This window comes from Janthinobacterium sp. 75, from assembly GCF_004365495.1.
Classification (GTDB): domain Bacteria; phylum Pseudomonadota; class Gammaproteobacteria; order Burkholderiales; family Burkholderiaceae_D; genus Janthinobacterium.
Genome location: NZ_SORD01000001.1, coordinates 2,297,010 through 2,316,375, shown reverse-complemented (window position 1 = coordinate 2,316,375; position 19,366 = coordinate 2,297,010). Strand labels below are relative to the sequence as shown.

General features: G+C 62.2%; 18 protein-coding genes. 11 read left to right on the top strand and 7 right to left on the bottom strand.

The features are described 5' to 3' along the window. Window positions 1-124 precede the first annotated feature (124 nt). A complete protein-coding gene (locus tag C8C89_RS10575; RefSeq protein ID WP_133989823.1) occupies window positions 125-1,078 on the bottom strand; it encodes a chemotaxis protein in 954 nt (317 codons plus the stop codon). A gap of 562 nt (window positions 1,079-1,640) precedes the next feature. Here C8C89_RS10575 and zwf point away from each other — a divergent pair. Together zwf and C8C89_RS10565 are read left to right on the top strand one after the other, a co-directional pair. Further along, the gene (gene zwf, locus C8C89_RS10570) at window positions 1,641-3,113 is read left to right on the top strand and encodes a glucose-6-phosphate dehydrogenase (RefSeq protein ID WP_101482368.1); all 1,473 of its coding nucleotides are present in this window, start codon (window positions 1,641-1,643) and stop codon (window positions 3,111-3,113) included. An 87-nt stretch (window positions 3,114-3,200) separates the two neighbouring features. Continuing rightward, a complete protein-coding gene (locus C8C89_RS10565; protein ID WP_034750862.1) occupies window positions 3,201-4,055 on the top strand; it encodes an SIS domain-containing protein in 855 nt (284 codons plus the stop codon). A gap of 51 nt (window positions 4,056-4,106) precedes the next feature. On the opposite strand, the gene C8C89_RS10560 is transcribed toward C8C89_RS10565, so the two are convergent. Next, entirely contained in the window at window positions 4,107-4,769 is a 663-nt protein-coding gene (locus C8C89_RS10560) for a lipoprotein (RefSeq protein WP_133989821.1), read from the bottom strand. A gap of 170 nt (window positions 4,770-4,939) precedes the next feature. Here C8C89_RS10560 and tal point away from each other — a divergent pair, with 170 nt between their 5' ends. From tal to C8C89_RS10540, 4 genes are all read left to right on the top strand, one after another. Beyond that, window positions 4,940-5,875 carry a transaldolase gene (tal, locus tag C8C89_RS10555; protein WP_086146874.1) on the top strand — a complete coding sequence of 312 codons (936 nt, stop codon included), beginning with the start codon at window positions 4,940-4,942 and terminating at the stop codon, window positions 5,873-5,875. 115 nt (window positions 5,876-5,990) lie between these two features. Then, window positions 5,991-7,070, top strand: a complete 1,080-nt coding sequence (locus C8C89_RS10550; protein ID WP_133989818.1) for a patatin-like phospholipase family protein — start codon at window positions 5,991-5,993, stop codon at window positions 7,068-7,070. A gap of 121 nt (window positions 7,071-7,191) precedes the next feature. After that, complete coding sequence (locus C8C89_RS10545) at window positions 7,192-8,925, top strand: methyl-accepting chemotaxis protein (protein WP_133989817.1); 1,734 nt, start codon at window positions 7,192-7,194, stop codon at window positions 8,923-8,925. A gap of 140 nt (window positions 8,926-9,065) precedes the next feature. Beyond that, window positions 9,066-10,241: a tetratricopeptide repeat protein gene (locus C8C89_RS10540; RefSeq protein ID WP_101482372.1), complete on the top strand. Its 1,176-nt coding sequence runs from the start codon at window positions 9,066-9,068 to the stop codon at window positions 10,239-10,241. On the opposite strand, the gene hemW is transcribed toward C8C89_RS10540, so the two are convergent. From hemW to rph, 3 genes are all read right to left on the bottom strand, one after another. Next, entirely contained in the window at window positions 10,238-11,512 is a 1,275-nt protein-coding gene (gene hemW, locus C8C89_RS10535; protein WP_133989815.1) for a radical SAM family heme chaperone HemW, read from the bottom strand. The two genes, C8C89_RS10540 and hemW, sit on opposite strands and share 4 nt — an antisense overlap. After that, window positions 11,509-12,102 carry an RdgB/HAM1 family non-canonical purine NTP pyrophosphatase gene (gene rdgB / locus C8C89_RS10530; RefSeq protein ID WP_133989813.1) on the bottom strand — a complete coding sequence of 198 codons (594 nt, stop codon included), beginning with the start codon at window positions 12,100-12,102 and terminating at the stop codon, window positions 11,509-11,511. The genes hemW and rdgB overlap by 4 nt, the downstream gene beginning before the upstream one ends. A gap of 138 nt (window positions 12,103-12,240) precedes the next feature. Continuing rightward, on the bottom strand, window positions 12,241-12,969 hold the full coding sequence (rph, locus tag C8C89_RS10525; RefSeq protein ID WP_101482375.1) for a ribonuclease PH: 729 nt from the start codon (window positions 12,967-12,969) through the stop codon (window positions 12,241-12,243). 278 nt (window positions 12,970-13,247) lie between these two features. Between rph and C8C89_RS10520 the strand changes: the two genes are divergently transcribed. Further along, window positions 13,248-14,138 (top strand): YicC/YloC family endoribonuclease, encoded by an 891-nt coding sequence (locus C8C89_RS10520; protein WP_034787070.1) that lies wholly within the window; start codon window positions 13,248-13,250, stop codon window positions 14,136-14,138. Window positions 14,139-14,148: 10 nt separating this feature from the next. On the opposite strand, the gene C8C89_RS10515 is transcribed toward C8C89_RS10520, so the two are convergent. Continuing rightward, window positions 14,149-14,559 carry a DoxX family protein gene (locus C8C89_RS10515; protein WP_133989811.1) on the bottom strand — a complete coding sequence of 137 codons (411 nt, stop codon included), beginning with the start codon at window positions 14,557-14,559 and terminating at the stop codon, window positions 14,149-14,151. A gap of 211 nt (window positions 14,560-14,770) precedes the next feature. Between C8C89_RS10515 and gmk the strand changes: the two genes are divergently transcribed. The 3 genes from gmk to C8C89_RS10500 all read left to right on the top strand — a co-directional run bounded on the left by gmk (window position 14,771) and on the right by C8C89_RS10500 (window position 18,030). Then, entirely contained in the window at window positions 14,771-15,409 is a 639-nt protein-coding gene (gmk, locus tag C8C89_RS10510; protein WP_077407781.1) for a guanylate kinase, read from the top strand. Between the two features lie 53 nt (window positions 15,410-15,462). Further along, window positions 15,463-15,666, top strand: a complete 204-nt coding sequence (rpoZ, locus tag C8C89_RS10505; protein WP_010400723.1) for a DNA-directed RNA polymerase subunit omega — start codon at window positions 15,463-15,465, stop codon at window positions 15,664-15,666. An 81-nt stretch (window positions 15,667-15,747) separates the two neighbouring features. Then, entirely contained in the window at window positions 15,748-18,030 is a 2,283-nt protein-coding gene (locus C8C89_RS10500; RefSeq protein ID WP_133989809.1) for a bifunctional (p)ppGpp synthetase/guanosine-3',5'-bis(diphosphate) 3'-pyrophosphohydrolase, read from the top strand. 57 nt (window positions 18,031-18,087) lie between these two features. Here the strand turns inward: C8C89_RS10500 and greB are convergent, their stop codons facing one another. After that, entirely contained in the window at window positions 18,088-18,654 is a 567-nt protein-coding gene (gene greB / locus C8C89_RS10495) for a transcription elongation factor GreB (RefSeq protein WP_133989807.1), read from the bottom strand. 115 nt (window positions 18,655-18,769) lie between these two features. On the opposite strand from greB, the gene C8C89_RS10490 reads away from it, so the two are divergent. Continuing rightward, on the top strand, window positions 18,770-19,357 hold the full coding sequence (locus C8C89_RS10490; protein WP_101482379.1) for a hypothetical protein: 588 nt from the start codon (window positions 18,770-18,772) through the stop codon (window positions 19,355-19,357). Window positions 19,358-19,366 lie beyond the last annotated feature (9 nt).

Sequence of the window (19,366 nt, the reverse complement as noted above, 5' to 3'; positions counted from 1 at the left end):
AAAGCGCCGGCCCCTCGCGGGTGCCGGCGCTTTTTTTATGCCAATGGCGTAGGTCGGATTAGCGGGGCAACGCCCCGCGTAATCCGACAACAGTGTTGACCATGGTCATGGTGGTGGCGTCGTATTAACGCGCAAGTACTTTACGGATGGTCTCGGCCAGTTCGGCCGCCACAAACTTGGCCACATAACCATCGGCGCCCACGCCCTTGACGTGGTCTTCGTTGGTCGAGCCCGTCAGCGACGAATGGATCACCACGGGGATGTTGGAGAAGCGGCCATCGTTCTTGATGTTGCGCGTCAGGGTAAAACCATCCATTTCCGGCATTTCCAGGTCGGTCAGCACCAGCGCGACCTTGTCTTTCGCCGTCTTGCCTTCGGTCGCCGCCTGGGCCGAGATCGCCTGCAGGCGCTCCCACGCTTCCTTGCCCGTCTTGGTCATGATGAAGGGCACGCCCATCGCTTCCAGGCCCTTTTCGATCAGCGAGCGGGCCAGCGAGGAATCGTCGGCCGCGAGGATCACGGCGCCGGCCGGCAAGCGCACTTGCGGGCCGATGCTGTTCTGATCCACATCGGGATCGCCCGACGGCAGCACGTTGCGCAGGATTTGCTCCACGTCCAGCACTTGCGCCAGGCGTGTCTTGTCCGTGTCGCCATCGAGGCGCGCGATACTCGTGACGAGGCCGCCGCCGACGCTCGACTCGGCCGACAGCACTTGGTTCCATTCCAGGCGCACGATTTCATCGACCTCTTCCACGGCAAACGCCTGGGTCGAGCGGGCAAATTCGGTCACCATCAGGATCTTCAAGCCATTGCTCTTGCAGCCGACCGCCATCGGCAAGTCGATCACGGGCACGATCTGGCCACGGATATTGACCACGCCCAGCATGTGCGGGTGCGAACCGGCCACTGCCGTGATGGCCGGCATTTCCATAATTTCACGGACTTTGAACACATTGATGCCGAAGAGTTCGCGGCTGGTCGAGTGATCACTGGTGCCCAGCTTGAACAGGAACAGTTCGAATTTATTATTGCCTGTCAGGCTGGTGCGTTCATCGACATCTTGCTGCATTGAATTCATTGTGTCCCCTTGAGCCGTCTTGTAAAGTTAAGTCGCCTGCCCTGATGCTGCGGGCAGTGCGGACTGCACGTCGCATGGACGTCGGATGGCGGGTTCGGGGCATGGCCGGCGCTAGCGGTGCAGTGTATATCGTACAATTTCTTACAACCAATAGTTGCTATCGATTCGAGCTTGAATTATACGGTTTTTTACTTTCCTCAAAGCTACTTTACGCTGCCAACGGCGATCCTGACAGCATTTCTTGATTTGCTTGTTGCTACAGCGCAAATGATGACGCAGAGAATTGAAAATTTCCCTGGCAACCATGGTTGCTTTGAAAAGCGCTATGCAAGGCGTGACGGCGTACCTGCGCCAGCGAACGGCATATAATGACCATGGCGGCATCGCTGGCAGGCATACCGGGCAAAACTGCGACGTCAGGGGATGGAATGTAGTAAAATTTCTTGCAATTGCCTGTTCTACGTAGTAAATTTACACCACCGATTATAGTAGCGACAGACTGGCACTTCCGGTCGGCTTCCTCCCCGCTCCGGCCCTTTTACTTTTGCGACGACACTCACTTATGGCACTTACCGATTTTGACCTGGTCCTGTTTGGCGGCAGCGGCGATTTAGCAATGCGCAAGTTGTTGCCTGCAATGTATGCGCGCGACGTCGCGAACGATTTGCCGCCGACGGCGCGCATCATCTGTGTGGGCCGCCAGGATAGCGGCCAGGATGCATTCCTGAAGATGGTAGAAACCAACTCGCGTCCCCACATCAAGGCCAGCACGCTGAACGCCGCCACCTGGAGCAAATTCTGCGCGCGCATCGTGTATGTATCGCTCAACGCCAGCGATGCGGCCACGTACGCGCCACTGGTCGAAGCGCTGCGCGGCGATGCCGACCTGACGCGCGTGTACTACCTGGCGACGCCGCCGCACTTGTTTGCCTTGATCTGCGACAACCTGGAAGACAACGGCCTGGTCACGCCGAATTCGCGCGTGGTGCTGGAAAAGCCGCTGGGCCGCGACCTCGCCAGCGCCAAGCAGATCAACGCCGAAGTGGGCAAGGTCTTCCAGGAATCGCAGATCTACCGTATCGACCATTACCTGGGCAAGGAAACCGTGCAGAACTTGCTGGCCCTGCGCTTCGGCAATATCCTGTTCGAGCCGCTGTGGCGCCGCGAATGGATTTCCGACGTGCAGATCACCATCGCCGAGAAACTGGGCGTAGGCAACCGCATGGGTTACTACGATACCTCGGGCGCCCTGCGCGACATGCTGCAAAACCACTTGCTGCAACTGCTGTGCATCGTCGCCATGGAACCGCCGACCTCGATCGCGCCGGATGCCGTACGCGATGAAAAGCTGCAAGTATTGCGCTCGCTGAAAAAATTCACGCCCACCACCCTGGCGCAAAACATCGTGCGCGGCCAGTACCGTGCCGGCCACGTGGACGGCGTCACCGTGCCGAGCTACCGCGACGAGCCGGATGCACCCGAGCATTCGCGCACCGAAACCTTCGTCGCGCTGAAGGCGGAAATCGATACCTGGCGCTGGGCCGGCGTGCCGTTCTACCTGCGCACGGGCAAACGCATGGCCGACAGCCTGGCCGAAATCGTCGTGCGCTTCAAGCAGATCCCGCACTCGATCTTCAACCAGCCGACGTCCAGCTTCCAGCCGAACTGCCTGGTGATCCGTTTGCAGCCGGACGAAGGCTTGCGCATGAATTTGATGGCAAAAACCCCGGGCGACGGCATGCGCTTGAAACCGGCGGAACTGGAACTCGATTTCCGCGAATCGTTCAAGACACCGCGCATGGATGCCTACGAGCGCCTGCTGCTCGACGTCCTGCGCGGCCAGCTGACCCTGTTCATGCGCGGCGACGAACTGGAAGCGGCCTGGGAATGGGTCGAACCGATACTCGACAACTGGGAACAGAACGACAGCGCGCCGATTCCGTACACGGCCGGCACCTGGGGCCCGGCCGCGGCCAGCGCCCTGATCGGCCGCGATGGCTTGCAGTGGCGTGAAGAAGCATTACCTGAGGATTAACAGGCAAGACAAGGGCCTGCCCGCATATGGGCAGGCCATTTATCTATTATCCCCACACTCCTGAACACCTACCAAAAGACTACCCTGATGCTGCTTGATTCCATCCGCACCCAGCTCGATTCGCTCTCCAAGTCGGAGAAGAAGGTCGCGCTGGCCGTGCTTGACCAGCCTAACCAGACGGTCAGCCAGAACATCACGGCGCTGGCGAAAAGCGCGCAGGTGTCGGAGCCGACCGTGGTGCGCTTTTGCCGCACCCTGGGCTACGACGGCTGGCATGAATTCAAGCTGAAGCTGGCGCAGGGCCTGGCCCTGGCCATGCCGGGCGCGAACGAGCAGCCGGCGCAGGACGACCTGGCGGCCGACCTGGTGAATAAAATCTGCAGCCGCTCGATCAATACCCTGCTCGACCTGCGCAACAACCTGAACCCGGAAGCGATCCAGCGCGCGCTCGACATCCTCTCGCGCGCCAGCAAGATCGAATTCTATGGACAGGGCACGTCGGGCATCGTGGCGGCCGACGCGCAGCACAAGTTCTTCCGCTCGGGCGTGCCGACGGTGGCCTACAGCGATCCGAACATCCACAGCATCGCCGCAGCCCTGCTGCGCGGCGGCGACTGCCTGGTGGCCATCTCGCAGCGCGGCAACAGCCCTGCCCTGGTGCGTTCCGTGAAACTGGCCCGCCGCGGCGGCGCCGACGTCGTCGTGCTGGCCCCATCGGGCACGCCGCTGGCCGACCTGGCGACGGTCCTGATCCCGATCGACCTGGTCTTCAACACCGACCCCTACACCCCGATTTCAGCCCGCCTGGCCTACCTGGTGGTGATCGACGTTCTGGCCGTGGGTCTGGCCCTGCAGCGTGGACCTGAATTCCGCAAGAAGATGCAGAATGCGCAAAAAGCGCTGCAAGAGTTTGATATGCAGTTCGACTCCTTCATCGGTTGATCCCCTGCCGGCGCCAGCCTCGCTGACCGGCGCAGCCGCTTTGCCCGTCCCTCATTCCAGATGCGCCTTGCGGGGGATGCCATAGAAAGGATTCTCAATTTCCTGCCTGCAGAACTGCCCCTGTGGAAGGCGCGTGGCATGCAATTTCACCTCTGCGGCAGCAAGCGGCGTATCCGTCTTGAATGTTCCCAGCCGTGCCTGAACCGTACCATCGGCAAGAAAGTGCAAGAGCACGGCGGTCGGGCGGTCGGGACCTGTCGCGGGAAGAATGTCAACAATGGCCTGGCACCAGCGGCTGCCTGGGGAACTCTGCCTGGAAGTGCGCTCATCATAAGAAATACTCGATTTTCCATCGTGGTAGCTCGTATCGAACACCACGCTCCACACCACACGCACTCTCAGCGGCTTGTCGACCGGTCGGTCCCAGCTTAAACAGCAATTGCCACTGCTGACGGCAACTTTTTCACCATTATCGAGTTCCCTCCCGCTTGCGTCGCGAAAAAAAATGGAGCCGCCGCTGGGCGCGTCATCGATATTGAAGGGTAGCGAGATTTCCTTGTACGCAATGGAATACAGGTCGAAAGGCGTGTAGTTATAGGAGGTGGTCGTGAAAGTTTGCTCACTTAACTCTGCTTGCAATCGATCGTCGTTCTCCCTGGCATTGCAGGCGGCCAGAATGGCCAGGGACAAGATGATGAGGATGATTTTTTTCATGATCAGAAAAATGTAAAAAACAGACAAGTCCTGGCAATTATGCGTCCATTTTCAAAAAAACAAGATTCAATTAAGCAAGCAGGACCAGGGCTAAGACAATAGTGGATCCCCACATGCAATGGATTCGGTACAATACTCCGGCAAGCCCTTTCACTCTTTCCCGTGCAGCCATGAACCAACTCGAACAACTGAAGCAATTTACAACCGTGGTGGCCGACACCGGCGACTTCCAATCGATCCAGGCCTACACGCCGCGCGACGCGACGACGAATCCTTCGCTGATCCTGAAGGCCGTGCAGAAGGATGAATACAAGCCGCTGCTGGAAAAGGCCGTGCGCGACCATCCGAACGCCTCTACCGCCGAGATCATCGACCGCCTCTTGATCGCGTTTGGCGTGGAAATCCTGCAAACCATCCCCGGCCGCGTCTCCACCGAAGTCGATGCGCGCCTGTCGTTCGACACGGAAGGCACGGTGGCCAAGGGCCGCGACCTGATCGCCCTGTATTCGAACGCGGGCATTGCCCGCGAACGGGTGCTGATCAAGATCGCCTCCACCTGGGAAGGCATCCGCGCCGCCGCCATCCTCGAAAAGGAAGGTATCCGCTGCAACATGACCCTGCTGTTCTCGCTGGCCCAGGCTATCGCCTGCGCCGAAGCGGGCGCGCAGCTCATTTCGCCCTTCGTCGGCCGCATCTACGACTGGTACAAGAAATCGACGGGTATCGATTACATGGGCGCGGAAGACCCGGGCGTGCAGTCGGTCCGGCGCATCTACAATTACTACCGCAAGTTCGGCTACAAGACCGAGGTGATGGGCGCAAGCTTCCGCAACACCTCGCAAATCCTCGAACTGGCCGGCTGCGACCTGCTCACCATCAGCCCCGACCTGCTGCAAAAGCTGGCCGACAGCGATGCGCCGGTGGAGCGCAAGCTGAGCGCCGAAGCGGCGCCATCGACCAACATCGTGCAAATGTCGCTGAACGAAGAAGCCTTCCGCTTCATGATGAATGAAGACGCGATGGCGACGGAAAAACTGGCCGAAGGCATCCGCGCCTTCTGCGTCGATTCCGGCAAACTGAAACAGATGATCGCGGCGCTGCGCTAATCACAAAGCGCGAAAAAAAGCGGCGTCCGTGCAGTGCACGGCGCCGCTTTTTTACATGGCAGCGCGCTCAGGCGCAATGGCGCTACAATAAACCACTGCCACCAGCCGCCCACGCATGTCTCTTACTTCATCCGCCATCACCATCCGCCTGGGCCGCCGCGCCCGGGCGCGCATCGCCGAAAATGGCATGCGCGCGCTTGACGTCGCCATCGTCCCTGCCGCCGCAGGCGGGCCGAAAGGCTTGATCCTGCACCAGCTCGATTGCTGGCTGTTCGGCAACTTCCTGGCGCAGGCGCCGCGTCCGCGCCATTTCGTCGGCGCCTCGATCGGCGCCTGGCGCATGGCCGCCGCCGTATTCCCAGACCCGGTCGCCGCGCAGCGCCGCCTGGTGCGCGAATACGTGGGCCAGCGCTATCCCGACAAACCCGATGCCGCGCACGTCAGCCGCACTTGCCGCGCCCTGCTCGACGCCGTCCTCGATGGCCAGGATGCGCTGCTGCGGCACGAGCACCACAGCCTGTCGGTGCTGGCCGTGCGCGGCATCGGCGCGCTGGCGCAGCCGGGCAAATGGCGCGACCGGCGCGGCTTCCTGCTGGCTGCCGCCGGCAATGCCGTGGCGCGCGCGCGTCTGGCCGCCTCGCTGGAGCGCGCGGTGTTCCATGCCGGGCCCGATGGCGCCAGCTGGCTGCGCTCGCGTTTCGACGCCTTTCATTCCCATTTCGTGCCGCTGGCGCAGGACAACCTGCGCGACGCGCTGCTGGCCTCCGGCTCCATCCCGCTGGTACTCGACGCCGTAACGGACATCGCCGGCGCGCCGCCCGGGCGCTACTGGGACGGCGGCCTGGTCGACTATCATCTGCACCTGCCGTACCAGCGCGAACCGGACCTGGTGCTGTACCCGCACTTTGCCGACCATATCGTGCCTGGCTGGCTGGACAAGGCCATGCCGTGGCGCCGCGCGCGCAGCGGCGATAGCGCGCTCGACAACATGATCCTCGTCTCGCCCTCGCCCGCCTTCGTAGCCAGCTTGCCCAACGGCAAACTGCCGGACCGGCGCGACTTCCCCCATTACGGGCAAGACCACGCGGCACGCATGCGCGACTGGCGCCGCGCCATCGCGGAAAGCGAGCGCATGGCGGCGGCCTTCGCCCGCTGGGCAGAGCAGCCGGACTTGCGCCAGGCGGGCAATCTGTAGCACGGGCGTGGCTGCAACAGTCAGCAAAACAGCTTCTTTTTTCGCTTACCTCTTGGTCACTTATCAGTGCATACTATGTCGCACAGGCAACTTAAATCCCTCTGCGACAGGAGTTACGACCATGCATGCCCTCTCCCACCTTCGTATCGGCACCCGCCTGGCTGCAGGCTTCGCGCTGGTGCTGCTGCTGTCCGTGATTTCCACCTCGTACGCGCTGTACAGCGCCAGCGTGAATGCCGAAGCGACGCGGCAAATGATGGAAAAACCGCTGGCCAAGGAACGCCTCGTGTCGGACTGGTACGTGCTGATTTACTCGGCCATCGCGCGCACCTCGATGATCGCCCGGAGCACGGACGAAACCCTGTCGAGCGTGTTTGCCGAGACCATCGCCGACAGCACCAAGCAAGGCAGCGAACTGCTGAAGAAAATCGAGGCGCTGCTCGACAGCGACGAGGAAAAGAGCATTTTCAAGGCGTCCATTGCCGAGCGCATCAAGTACCAGGATGCCAAGACCCTGGTGATGAATGCGCGCAAGGCCGGCAACGCGGCCCAGGCGGAAAGCACCTACCGCGACAGCTTCGCGCCGGCCGCCGCCAAGTACCAGAACAACGTCAAGGCCCTGCTGGCGCAGCAGCGCCAGGCCATCGACGCCACGGCGCACGCCATTGAGGTAGCCAACGGGCGCAGCTTCACCCTGCTGCTGACCTTGTGCGCGCTCGTGGTGGCGCTGGGCAGCGTCTGCGCCTGGCTGATCACGCGCTCGATCACGCAACCGTTGAAGGCCGCAGTGAAGGTGGCGGAAACGGTGGCCGACGGCGACTTGCGCACGCAGTTCGGCAAGCCTGCCAGCGATGAAATCGGCGACCTGATGCGCGCGCTGCACGGCATGAACGAGGCACTGCGCAAGGTGGTGTCGGAAGTGCAAACGGGTACCAACGCGATCGCCACGGCGTCGGGCGAAATCGCCGCCGGCAACCAGGATTTGTCGGCGCGCACGGAGCAACAAGCCAGTTCGCTGGAAGAGACGGCGTCGTCAATGGAAGAATTGACCAGCACCGTGAAGCAGAATGCGGACAATGCACGCCAGGCGAACCAGATGGCAGTCGCCGCTTCGGGTGTGGCCGAACGGGGCGGCAGCATCGTCAGCCAGGTGGTCGATACCATGGGCGCCATCGACACGGCGTCGACGAAAATCGTCGACATCATCGGCGTCATCGACGGGATCGCCTTCCAGACGAATATCCTGGCATTGAACGCGGCCGTCGAAGCGGCGCGCGCGGGCGAACAGGGGCGCGGCTTTGCCGTCGTGGCCACGGAAGTACGCAGCCTGGCGCAGCGCTCGGCTGCTGCGGCGCGCGAAATCAAGACCCTGATCGGCGATTCGGTGGAACAGGTCAACAACGGCACGCGGCTGGTACAACAGGCTGGCAGCACCATGAGCGAAGTGGTCGACAGCGTGCGCCGTGTCACCGACATCATGGCCGAGATCACCGCCGCCAGCGCAGAGCAAAGCATGGGCATTGATCAGGTCAACCAGGCCATCGCGCAGATGGATCAGGTGACGCAGCAAAATGCGGCCCTGGTGGAAGAAGCGGCGGCGGCGGCCGAGAGCATGCAGGACCAGGCGGCGCGCCTGGCGCAAGTGGCGGCCGGCTTCCAGCTCGAACACGTGGCCACGGCAGCGCCGTTACGCACTGCACGGCCGCTCAAGGCCGCCATTGCCACTACGCAAAAACTCGCGCAGCGCCCGCCCCAGGCCACGGCCAGCAAACCGGCAGCGCCCAAGGCGGCCAGTGCCGCGGCGCGCAAAACGCCATCGCACGTCGCCGGCGACCAGGATTGGGAAGAGTTTTAAGCCCGGCTTCAAGCGCCGTGCCGGCGGCGGCAAGGCGCTTGAAACTATTTGACAGCGGCGCCAGGCGCGCCGATACTGGTTTCAGGTGGGACTGGCGCGCCACCGCGACATGAGACAGCCGGCGCCTCCAGGGAGAGACCATGCGTCCCTATCTTGTTTTCGCCTCTTGCTTCAAGCGCCTGGGCGCCGCCCTGCTCTGTGGCGCTTTGGCGGCCTGCAGCGTAGCACCGCCCGCCAGCCTGCCCCCCATCTTCAACGACAGCGATTTTGCGCCGGCCGCCGCCATCGACGCCAGCCAGGTCTTTGCCATCGACGAGACCATGCGCCAGTATGTGCGCACGCAAGTGCGGCGCGAGGCGCGCAACAAGAATGACCGCGCGGCCCTGTATGACGCCCTGTACGACAAGAGCAGGCTGAAACTCGAGTACGATGCGGCCATGACGCGCAATGCGCGCGAAACGTTCTCCGCACGCCAGGGCAACTGCCTGTCGCTGGTGATCATGACGGCGGCGCTGGCACATGAAATGGGCTTGCAGGTGCGCTACCAGGAGGTGCTCGGTGAAGAAAGCTGGAGCCGCAGCGGCGACATGTATTTTGTCGCCGGCCACGTCAACCTGGTGCTGGGCCAGCGGCTGGACGACACATCCGGCAGGTACGATGCCAAGGGCATGATGGTGATCGATTTCCTGCCGTCCGCGGAGATGGGCGGCTACCGCACGCGAGAACTCGACGAAGTGACCGTGCTCGCCATGTACATGAACAACCGCGCTGCGGAAACCATGAGTGAAGGCCAGCTGGACCAGGCGTATTGGTGGGCCCGGGCAGCGCTGCTGCAGGACCCCTCGTACAGCGGCGCCTACAACACCCTGGGCGTAATCCAGTTCCGCCATGGCGACCTGGCGCAAGCACGGCGCACTTTCGCCCATGCGCTGACGCGCACGCCGGACAACACGGTGCTGCTGTCGAACCTGGCCCAAGCGCTGGAAGCGGCCGGCCTGCCGGATGAAGCGCTGCCGCTGCGCCGGCGCCTGCTGGCGCTGCAGCCGCAACCGCCTTTCCATTACTTCAACCTGGGCAAGGCGGCCATGCAGAAAAACGATTACGTGCGGGCGATACAGCTGTTTTCACGTGAAATCGCGCGCGACCCGTACTACCACGAATTCCACTTCTGGCTGGCGCAAGCCTATGCGCGCCTGGGCCAGCTGGAGCAGGCCGGCAAGCAGCTGGAACTAGCGATGAGCAACAGCACCACACGCAGCGACCACACTCTCTATGCGGCCAAGCTGCAGCGCCTGCGCGCCGTCCCCACGCATTAATCTTCCAAAAACATCTGCTGCAGGTCATTCAGGAAGCACAATCCCCGTTCCGTCGGGCGGATGACCTGGTGGTCGCGGTACAGCAAGCCTTTCGCTTCAGCCGCATCGAGGGGCTTGTCGATGACGTTGATGGCCAGGCCAGTGCGCTCGGCGAACAGGTTGGGCGAAAAGCCCTGCGTCAGGCGCAAGGTATTGAGCATGAATTCAAAACCCATTTCCTCGCGCGCCAGTTCGCGCTCTTCCTGCACCGGGTTACCGGCCAGTACCGCGTCCATGTAGGCGCGCGGCTGCTTGTAGCGGGCCTGGCGCAGGACGCGGTGCGGAAACGATATCTTCGAATGCGCACCGGCGCCGATGCCCAGGTAGTCGCCAAACTCCCAATAATTGCGGTTGTGGCGGGCCTGACGGCCCGGCTGCGCGTAGGCCGACACTTCGTAACGGCCATAGCCGGCCTGGGCCGCGCGCGCGGCCACCATGTCGGCAATGTCGGCGCTCTCGTCATCGTCCGGCAGCACGGGCGGATACTTGGCGAACAGGGTGTTGGGTTCGAGCGTCAGGTGGTAAAGCGACAAATGCGGCGGCGCGAACGACAGCGCCGTTTCCAGGTCCTGCTGCGCTTCGGCCAGCGTTTGCGTGGGAAGCGCGTACATCAGGTCGAGATTGAAATTGTCGAAGTTGGCGTGCGCGATGTCCACCGCGCGGCGCGCTTCATTATCGTCATGGATGCGGCCCAGCGCCTGCAAATGGCGGCCATTGAAGCTCTGGATGCCGATCGACAGGCGGTTGATGCCGCTGGCCCGGTAGGACTTGAATTTTTCCGTCTCAAAGGTACCCGGATTGGCTTCCATGGTGATTTCGCAATCGGGTTCCAATGGCAGCAAGGTGCGCACGTCCGACATCAGGCGGTCCAGCCCCGCCGCCGACATCAGGCTGGGCGTGCCGCCGCCGATGAAAATGGTGTGGATCTTGCGGCCCCAGATCAGCGGCAGCGCCATTTCCAGGTCCAGGCGCAGGGCCGCCAGGTATTCATCTTCCGGAAAGCTGCCACGCACCTCGTGCGAATTGAAATCGCAATACGGGCATTTTTTCACGCACCACGGGAAATGGATGTACAGCGATAGCGGCGGCAGGGCCGTCAGGTTCAGCGCGCCCGGCTGCAGATACTTCAGCGCAGCTCCTGCCGCGCCGGAAATACCCTCCTGCGGCACGGGCGAGGGGCCGGATTTCACTGCTGATTTGGCAACAGCGCCCACCAGTTTGATCGGAATCATCGCAGGGTCCGCAGCTTGTCAACCAGCGCGCGCAGGGCCTGGCCCCGGTGCGACAGCGCGTTCTTTTCATCGGACGTCAGTTCGGCCGCGCACTTGCCCAGCGCAGGAAGATAGAAATGCGGATCGTAGCCGAAGCCGCCCTGGCCGCGCGGTGTGGCGATCATCTCGCCATTCCAGCGGCCGTCGGCGATCACCGGTTGCGGGTCGTCCGCATGGCGCACATAGACCAGCACGCAGTAGTAATACGCGGACTTGTCGGCATGCGCATCGAGGTCGGCAATCAGCTTGGCGCTGTTGGCGGCGTCCGATTTCGGCTCGCCAGCATAGCGGGCCGAATACACGCCGGGGGCGCCGCCGAGCGCATTGACGCATACGCCGGAATCATCGGCCAGCGCCGGCAAGCCCGTCAGGCGGGAAGCGTGGCGCGCCTTTCGCAAGGCGTTTTCCACGAAGGTGTGGAACGGTTCGTCGCTTTCCGGCACGGCGTACTCGCCTTGGGCGTGGACGGAAAAACCGATGGTCGAGAGCAGCACATTGAATTCCTTGAGCTTGCCGGCGTTGTTGGAGGCGAGAATGAGGCGTTGGGTCATGTCAGTAGTCCGGTTGAAGTGCCGACATTGTAAACCTTTTGCGCTCCCCTCACCTTGGCCCACTGCCGCGCTCAACGGCGGCAGGTGTGGGCTTTTTGCCCGGCGCGGCGGGCGACAGGATGTAAATCCAGGTAAAGATTAAAGGCCGAGCGCCTGCTTCTGCATGACGATCAGGTCGGCGATGCCACCCTGCGCCAGATCCAGCAAACGGTTCATGCCGGCGCGGTCAAAGGCGGCGCCTTCGGCCGTGCCCTGCACTTCGATGAAGTGACCCGCTTCCGTCATCACCACGTTCATGTCCGTGTCGCAGCCCGAGTCTTCCACATAGTCCAGGTCCAGCACCGGCATGCCCTGATAGACGCCCACGGAGATGGCGGCGACGAAGCTTTTCACCGGGATGGCGGCGATGGCGCCGCGCGCCTGCAGTTGGGAAAACGCATCATACGCGGCCACCATGGCGCCGGTAATCGAGGCCGTGCGCGTGCCGCCATCGGCCTGGATGACGTCGCAATCGAGGTGCAGGGTGCGTTCGCCGAAGGCTTGCAGATCAAAGGCGGCGCGCAGCGAGCGGCCGATCAGGCGCTGGATTTCCTGCGTGCGGCCGGACTGCTTGCCGCGCGCCGCTTCGCGATCCATGCGTGTGTGCGTCGAGCGTGGCAGCATGCCGTACTCGGCCGTCAACCAGCCCTGCCCCTTACCTTTCAGGAAACCCGGCACCTTGTCTTCGATGCTGGCGGTGCAGATGACCTTGGTGTCGCCGCACTCGATCAGCACCGAGCCTTCGGCATGCTTGGTGTACTGGCGGGTGATGCGGATGGCGCGCAGCGCGTCGACGGAGCGGCCGCTCGGGCGGGATTCAAATGTCATGGGGGTATCCTGTGTGATTGGAGTTGCGGCAGCGATTTTACCACCGCGGCGCCATGACACGGCGCCTGGCGGCATGCGCACAAGATCCATACAATCCTGCCCCGCCAAACACAATTTTCTTTACAATGCCGTAAAACGCACACTATTCAGCAATTTTCAGGCCATCGCACTGTTCGGTCCTGTTTTGCGGCGCGGACGGTATTGCCTGCGCTGCCTGATTAAGTGTATAAGTGACTGTATATAAGACCAAATCGGGGAATCCTTTGAGCATTTCAAGCATGACAGGCTACGCGGTTGCCACCAGCGAAGGTGCTGCAGGCACACTGACAATTGAAATCAAGAGCGTCAACTCGCGCTTTCTCGACCTGCAATTCCGCATCAACGACGATCTGCGGGCGCTGGAGCCTGACTTGCGCGCCGCCGTCATGTCCGCCATCACGCGCGGCAAAGTCGAGGTACGCCTGAGCTTTGGCCGCAAGGCCGCGACGGCCGGCACGCAGGCGCTGAACCTGCCCCTGCTGGCCGAACTGGCGCGCCTTCAAAACGAAGTGGGCCAGCATTTTGTCTCCGCCCCCGTCATGACGGTGGCCGAACTGCTGCGCTGGCCAGGCATCATCGAAGAAGCGCAAGTGGGGCAAGAGTCATTGCAGGCGGACGTAGGCGCGCTGACCAAACGCACCGTGGCTGCCTTCGTCGACAGCCGCAAGCGCGAAGGCGCGGCGCTCGAAGCGGTGCTGGTGTCGCGCATCGAAGCGATGGAAGCCATCGTCAAGCGCATCACCCCCTTGATACCGCAGGTGGTAGCGGCCTTCCAGCAAAAAGCCATCGAACGCATGCAGGACGCGCTGGGCCTGGCCAGCCAGGGATCGAATTCGGCCCTGTCGCGCCAGGACGCCATGGAGCGCATCCGCCAGGAAGTCATTTTGTATGGCATCCGCATCGACGTCTCGGAAGAACTGGCGCGCCTGTCGGCCCACCTGGGCGAAACGCGCCACATCCTCACCAAGGGCGGGCAAGTGGGCAAGCGACTCGACTTCATGATGCAGGAACTGAACCGCGAAGCCAACACGCTGGGCGCCAAGGCGTCCGTCAAGGAACTGGCCGACGCCTCGATGGACTTGAAGCTGCTGATCGAGCAGATGCGCGAACAGGTGCAGAACCTGGAATAATCCCCCGGCTTCAGGCCAGGCGCGTTGCGGCGCGCCCCCTGTCGCTGGCGGCGATGACGACGCAGGCCACAAACAGCACGATGCTGTATTCCACGCCGCCAGCGCCATGTTCGCCCACGAACCATCCCTTGGCCGCATGCACGATGACGATGCCGCCGACGCAGATCACCATCAGCCCGGCCGCCGCCCAGCGCGTGTATTTGCCGACGATGAGCAAACTGCCGCAAACGATCTCGACAACAGTAATCGCCCACACCACGGCCAGGCCGCAGATGAATCCCTTGTCTTCCAGGAAACAGGCAAAGCGGGGGATCGTGCCGTTGGCAATGCGCGTAATGGCGTGCGCCATGAACATCACGGCAATGGCCACGCGCAGCAACAGCATGGCCTGGGCAGCACTGAGGAAGGGGAAATTTTTCATGCGCGCATCCTGTCCGCAAAATAGTTATCAAGAAAAAACCATTCCAAATTAAATAACCATTTGCAAAAGATAACAAGCAAAATATGCGCAAGCGCGGCGGCAAGGCGCATCGCGGGACTGGCTCGCCGCCCTGCCTCTTGGTAAAATACCGAATTGGGCGGCGCGCACGCAAGCGCACACGCCGCCATCACACGCATATGGAAAGATCCGCATGAGCCACCCTACCGCCTTCTCCGGCAGCCTGTTCGTGGTCGCCGCGCCCTCGGGCGCCGGCAAATCGACACTGGTCAATGCATTGCTGGCGCAAGAGCCCGGCATCAAACTGTCGATTTCGACCACCACGCGCGCGCCCCGCCCCGGAGAGCAGCACGGCCGCGAGTACTACTTCACGACAGCGGAAGACTTTGTCGCGCGCGCCGACCAGGGCGAATTCCTGGAATGGGCGGAAGTGCATGGCAATTACTATGGTACTTCGCGCATCATGGTGGAACAGCAAATGCTGGCCGGCACCGACATCCTGCTGGAAATCGACTGGCAAGGCGCGCGCCAGGTGCGCAAGCAATTCCCCCGCGCGGCCGGCATTTTCATCCTGCCGCCATCGATCGATGCGCTGGAAGAGCGCCTGAACAAGCGTGGCCAGGACGAGCCGCATGTGATCACCCGCCGCCTGCTGGCGGCCGGCGGCGAAATCGCACACGCTCCCGAGTTCGAGTATGTTATTATCAATGAAGAGTTTACGGTCGCTTTGTCCGAACTGAGCGCGATCGTGAGAGCGGCCCGTTGCCGGTTTGCGCAACAAGCGGCCCGCAACGCATCGCTATTCGCCCAGCTGGGCCTGCACGCAGAATAATCATCCCTGCACGCCAGTTCACACAGCGCCACGCACCACTATTAGGAGTTACTATGGCCCGTATCACCATCGAAGATTGCCTGAAACAGATCCCTAACCGCTTTCAGCTGACCCTGGCTGCAACCTACCGCGCACGTCAGTTGTTGCAAGGCCACACCCCTAAGGTGGAAGCCAAGGACAAGCCTACCGTTGTCGCACTGCGTGAAATCGCTGCCGGTAAAGTCGGTATCGAAATGCTGAAAAAGGTCCCGATGTAAGTGGGAAGCCGCGTGCCGGAACAGTGCTGACCCCTGGTTCTACCGTATCCTTATTCACACTGTAAAGCAACGCGACGTTTTATGAGTCTGACTCCAGCCGACACGACTTCCGCAGCACTGCCGCCTCCGGCCCCGCGCCAAGCGGCAAAATCGCAGGGCGCTTCCGCGTCCGGCACTGGCACGTCCACCGGGAATGCCTCCGCCACACCGCCAGCACCCGCCTTGGGCGTGGCCTCCGTCAGTCACCTGGCCGACAAGCTGGCCGAATATCTTTCTCCCGCCGACTTGAAAAAAGTCAAGGAAGCCTACCGCTTCTCCGACGAAATGCACCTGGGGCAGATGCGCCGCTCGGGCGAGCCGTATATCTCGCATCCGATCGCCGTCGCCGAAATCTGCGCCGACTGGAAACTCGACGCGCAAGCCATCATGGCCGCCCTGCTGCATGACGTCATGGAAGACCAGGACGTCAAGAAGGAAGAATTGATCGAACGCTTCGGCGCGCCCGTGGCGCACCTGGTCGACGGCCTGTCGAAGCTGGAAAAGATCGAATTCCAGAGCCAGATCGAAGCGCAGGCGGAAAACTTCCGCAAGATGCTGCTGGCCATGGCGTCCGACGTGCGCGTGATCCTGATCAAACTGGCCGACCGCCTGCACAATATGCGCACGCTGGACTTCATGACGGCGGCAAAAAAACGCCGCATCGCCAGCGAGACCATGGAAGTGTACGTGCCGATCGCACACCGCCTCGGCCTGAACAATATTTATCATGAGCTGCAGGACCTGTCTTTCTCGCACCTGTACCCCATGCGCTACCGCACCCTGGCGAAAGCCGTCAAGGCGGCGCGCGGCAACCGGCGCGAAGTGGTCAACAAGATCATGGATGCGGTGAAAAGCACCTTGTCCATGGCCGAACTTGAGGCCGACGTCACGGGCCGCGAAAAGACCCTGTACGACATCTATAAAAAGATGCGCAGCAAGCACTTGTCGTTCTCGCAAGTGCTGGACGTGTATGGCTTCCGCGTGGTGGTGGGCAGCTTTGCCGACTGTTACGTGACCCTGGGCACCCTGCACAGCCTGTACAAACCCATGCCGGGCAAGTTCAAGGATTACATCGCGATCCGCAAGCTGAACGGCTACCAGTCGCTGCACACGACCGTCATCGGTCCGTATGGCACACCCGTCGAATTCCAGATCCGCACGCAGGAAATGCACCGCACGGCCGAATCAGGCGTGGCGGCGCACTGGCTGTACAAGAGCGGCGAATCGAACCCGTCCGACCTGCAGCAGCGCACGCATGCGTGGCTGCAATCGCTGCTCGACATCCAGCAGCAGACGGGCGACTCGGCCGAATTCCTCGAACACGTCAAGGTCGACCTGTTCCCCGATTCCGTCTACGTGTTTACGCCGAAGTCGAAGATCATTGCCCTGCCGCGCGGCGCCACGGCCATCGACTTCGCCTATTCGATCCATACGGGCATCGGCGACCAGACCGTGGCCGTGAAGATCAACAACGAAACCTCGCCCTTGCGCACCGAGCTGCATAATGGCGATATCGTGGAAATCATCACAGATTCCTCGTCGCGCCCCAGCCCGACGTGGCTGTCGTTCGTGCGCACCGGCAAGGCCCGTTCGGCCATCCGCCACCATTTGCGCACGATCAACCTGCCAGAATCGATCGCCCTGGGTCAGCAATTGCTGTCGCAAGCGCTGCAAACCTTGAACATCGACGCCGACCTGCCAGCCCCACTGGTCGAACGCCTGCTCAACGAATCGAGCGCCAATTCCATGGACGAGCTGTACGCGGACATCGGCATCGGCAAGCGCATGGCCACGCTGGTGGCGCGCCACATTTTTGGTTTGATCGGCGGCGAAGCTGCCAGCATGCCTGTGGAACACAATAGCGGCAGCGAACTCGACCCCGTTACCATCTGTGGCACCGAAGGCGTCTCCGTGCAGCTGGCGCCCTGCTGTTTGCCGATTCCCGGCGACCAGATCATCGGCCAGCTGCGCCGCGACCAGGGCTTGCTGGTGCACACGAGCGACTGCTCGCAAGCGAAACGCCAGCGCACCAAGGAACCGGACCGCTGGATCGCCGTGCGCTGGGGAACCGAACTGAACCGGCGCTTCGACTGCCGCATCAAGGTGCTGATCAACAGCGAACGGGGCATCCTGGCCCGCGTGGCCGCCGAAATCGGCGAGTCCGACGCCAACATCATTTATGTGGGCATGGACGAAGACAAGGACAACGTTCTCGACCAGCTGCGCTTCACCGTGCAAGTCAAGGATCGCGTCCACCTGGCCGCCCTGCTGCGCAATGTGCGCCGCGTCGCTGGCGTGAACCGCATCCTGCGCGAACGCAATTAGAAAGACGGCTGGTCAGATTCTCTGCCCGGCCGTTTTTTTCATGCGCCGAACATCAGCTCAAGTTTCCCCCGGCGCCGGATACGTCACTTCCAGCAATTCCAGTTCCTGCTCGCCCAGCGGTGTGTTGAGGGTGATCACGTCGCCTTCGCGTGCCTTGGTGATGGTGCGGGCCATGGGCGAGACCCAGCTGATCTTGCCGTTCAGGGGGTCGAATTCGTCGATGCCGACGATGGTGATGGTATGCGTTTCGCCGTCGCTGGTGCGGTAGGTCACCGTGGCGCCGAAAAATACCTGGTCATTGCCATGGTGCACGCTGGGGTCGACGATGGCGGCCAGGTCCATGCGCTTGGTCAGGAAGCGGATGCGGCGGTCGATTTCGCGCAGGCGCCGCTTGCCATAGATATAGTCGCCATTTTCCGAACGGTCGCCATTCGACGCCGCCCAATGGACGATACGCACCACCTCCGGACGGTCGACGTCGATCAGTTGCAGCAGCTCTTCCTTGATGCGCTGGTAGCCGGCCGGCGTGATGTAGTTCTTGGCGCCAGCGGGAATGGCCAGCGCCAGCGCGGCCGCTTCTTCATCGTCGTCGTTGTCGGATTCTTTTACAAAGGCTTTATTCATCTGCCTATTGTAGCCCCGTCAGGGAGCGACAGGCACACCGGATACGGGGGCAGGCAGGCTTTTTTGACGTATCATCGGGGCAATCGCGGCAAACCTGCGCCGAACACGGAGACGGATGAAAAAATTCTACAGAGTCAGGCGCTGGCTGTTCGCGCCGCTGGTCTATTTGGCCGCCATCTTCCTGCTGATCGAGGAATGGCTGTGGGCGACGGGTGCGCGCATCATGCAGGTGGTGGCGCAGTTTCCGCCCCTGCATGCGCTGGAAGCGTGGATCAAGCGCCTGCCGCCGTACTGGGCGCTGGCCGTCTTCGTGCTGCCGGCCGTGCTGCTGTTTCCCGTCAAGCTGCTGGCCCTGCTGGCGATCGCGCGCGGCCATGCATTTTCCGGCATCGGCGTAATCGTCATTGCCAAGCTGGGCGGTGCGGCCGCCGTGGCCCGCCTGTACAGCCTGACGCGCCCTACCCTGCTCACTTTGCCGTGGTTTGCGCGCTGGCACGGCCTGTTCATGGAAACCAAGGACCGCTGGATCGCCCGCCTGCGCGCCACGCGTCCATGGCGCCGCGTCAGCCGCCTGTCGGCCGCACTGGGCCGCGCCCGCCGCGCCTGGTGGCAACGCTTGCGCAAGGGTACGCCAGGCCGTCATAATTCCCGCCCAGCGAGAGTGCTGCGCCGCTTCGCCGCCTTTTGGCGCGCCCGCCGCTGATGAAGAAAG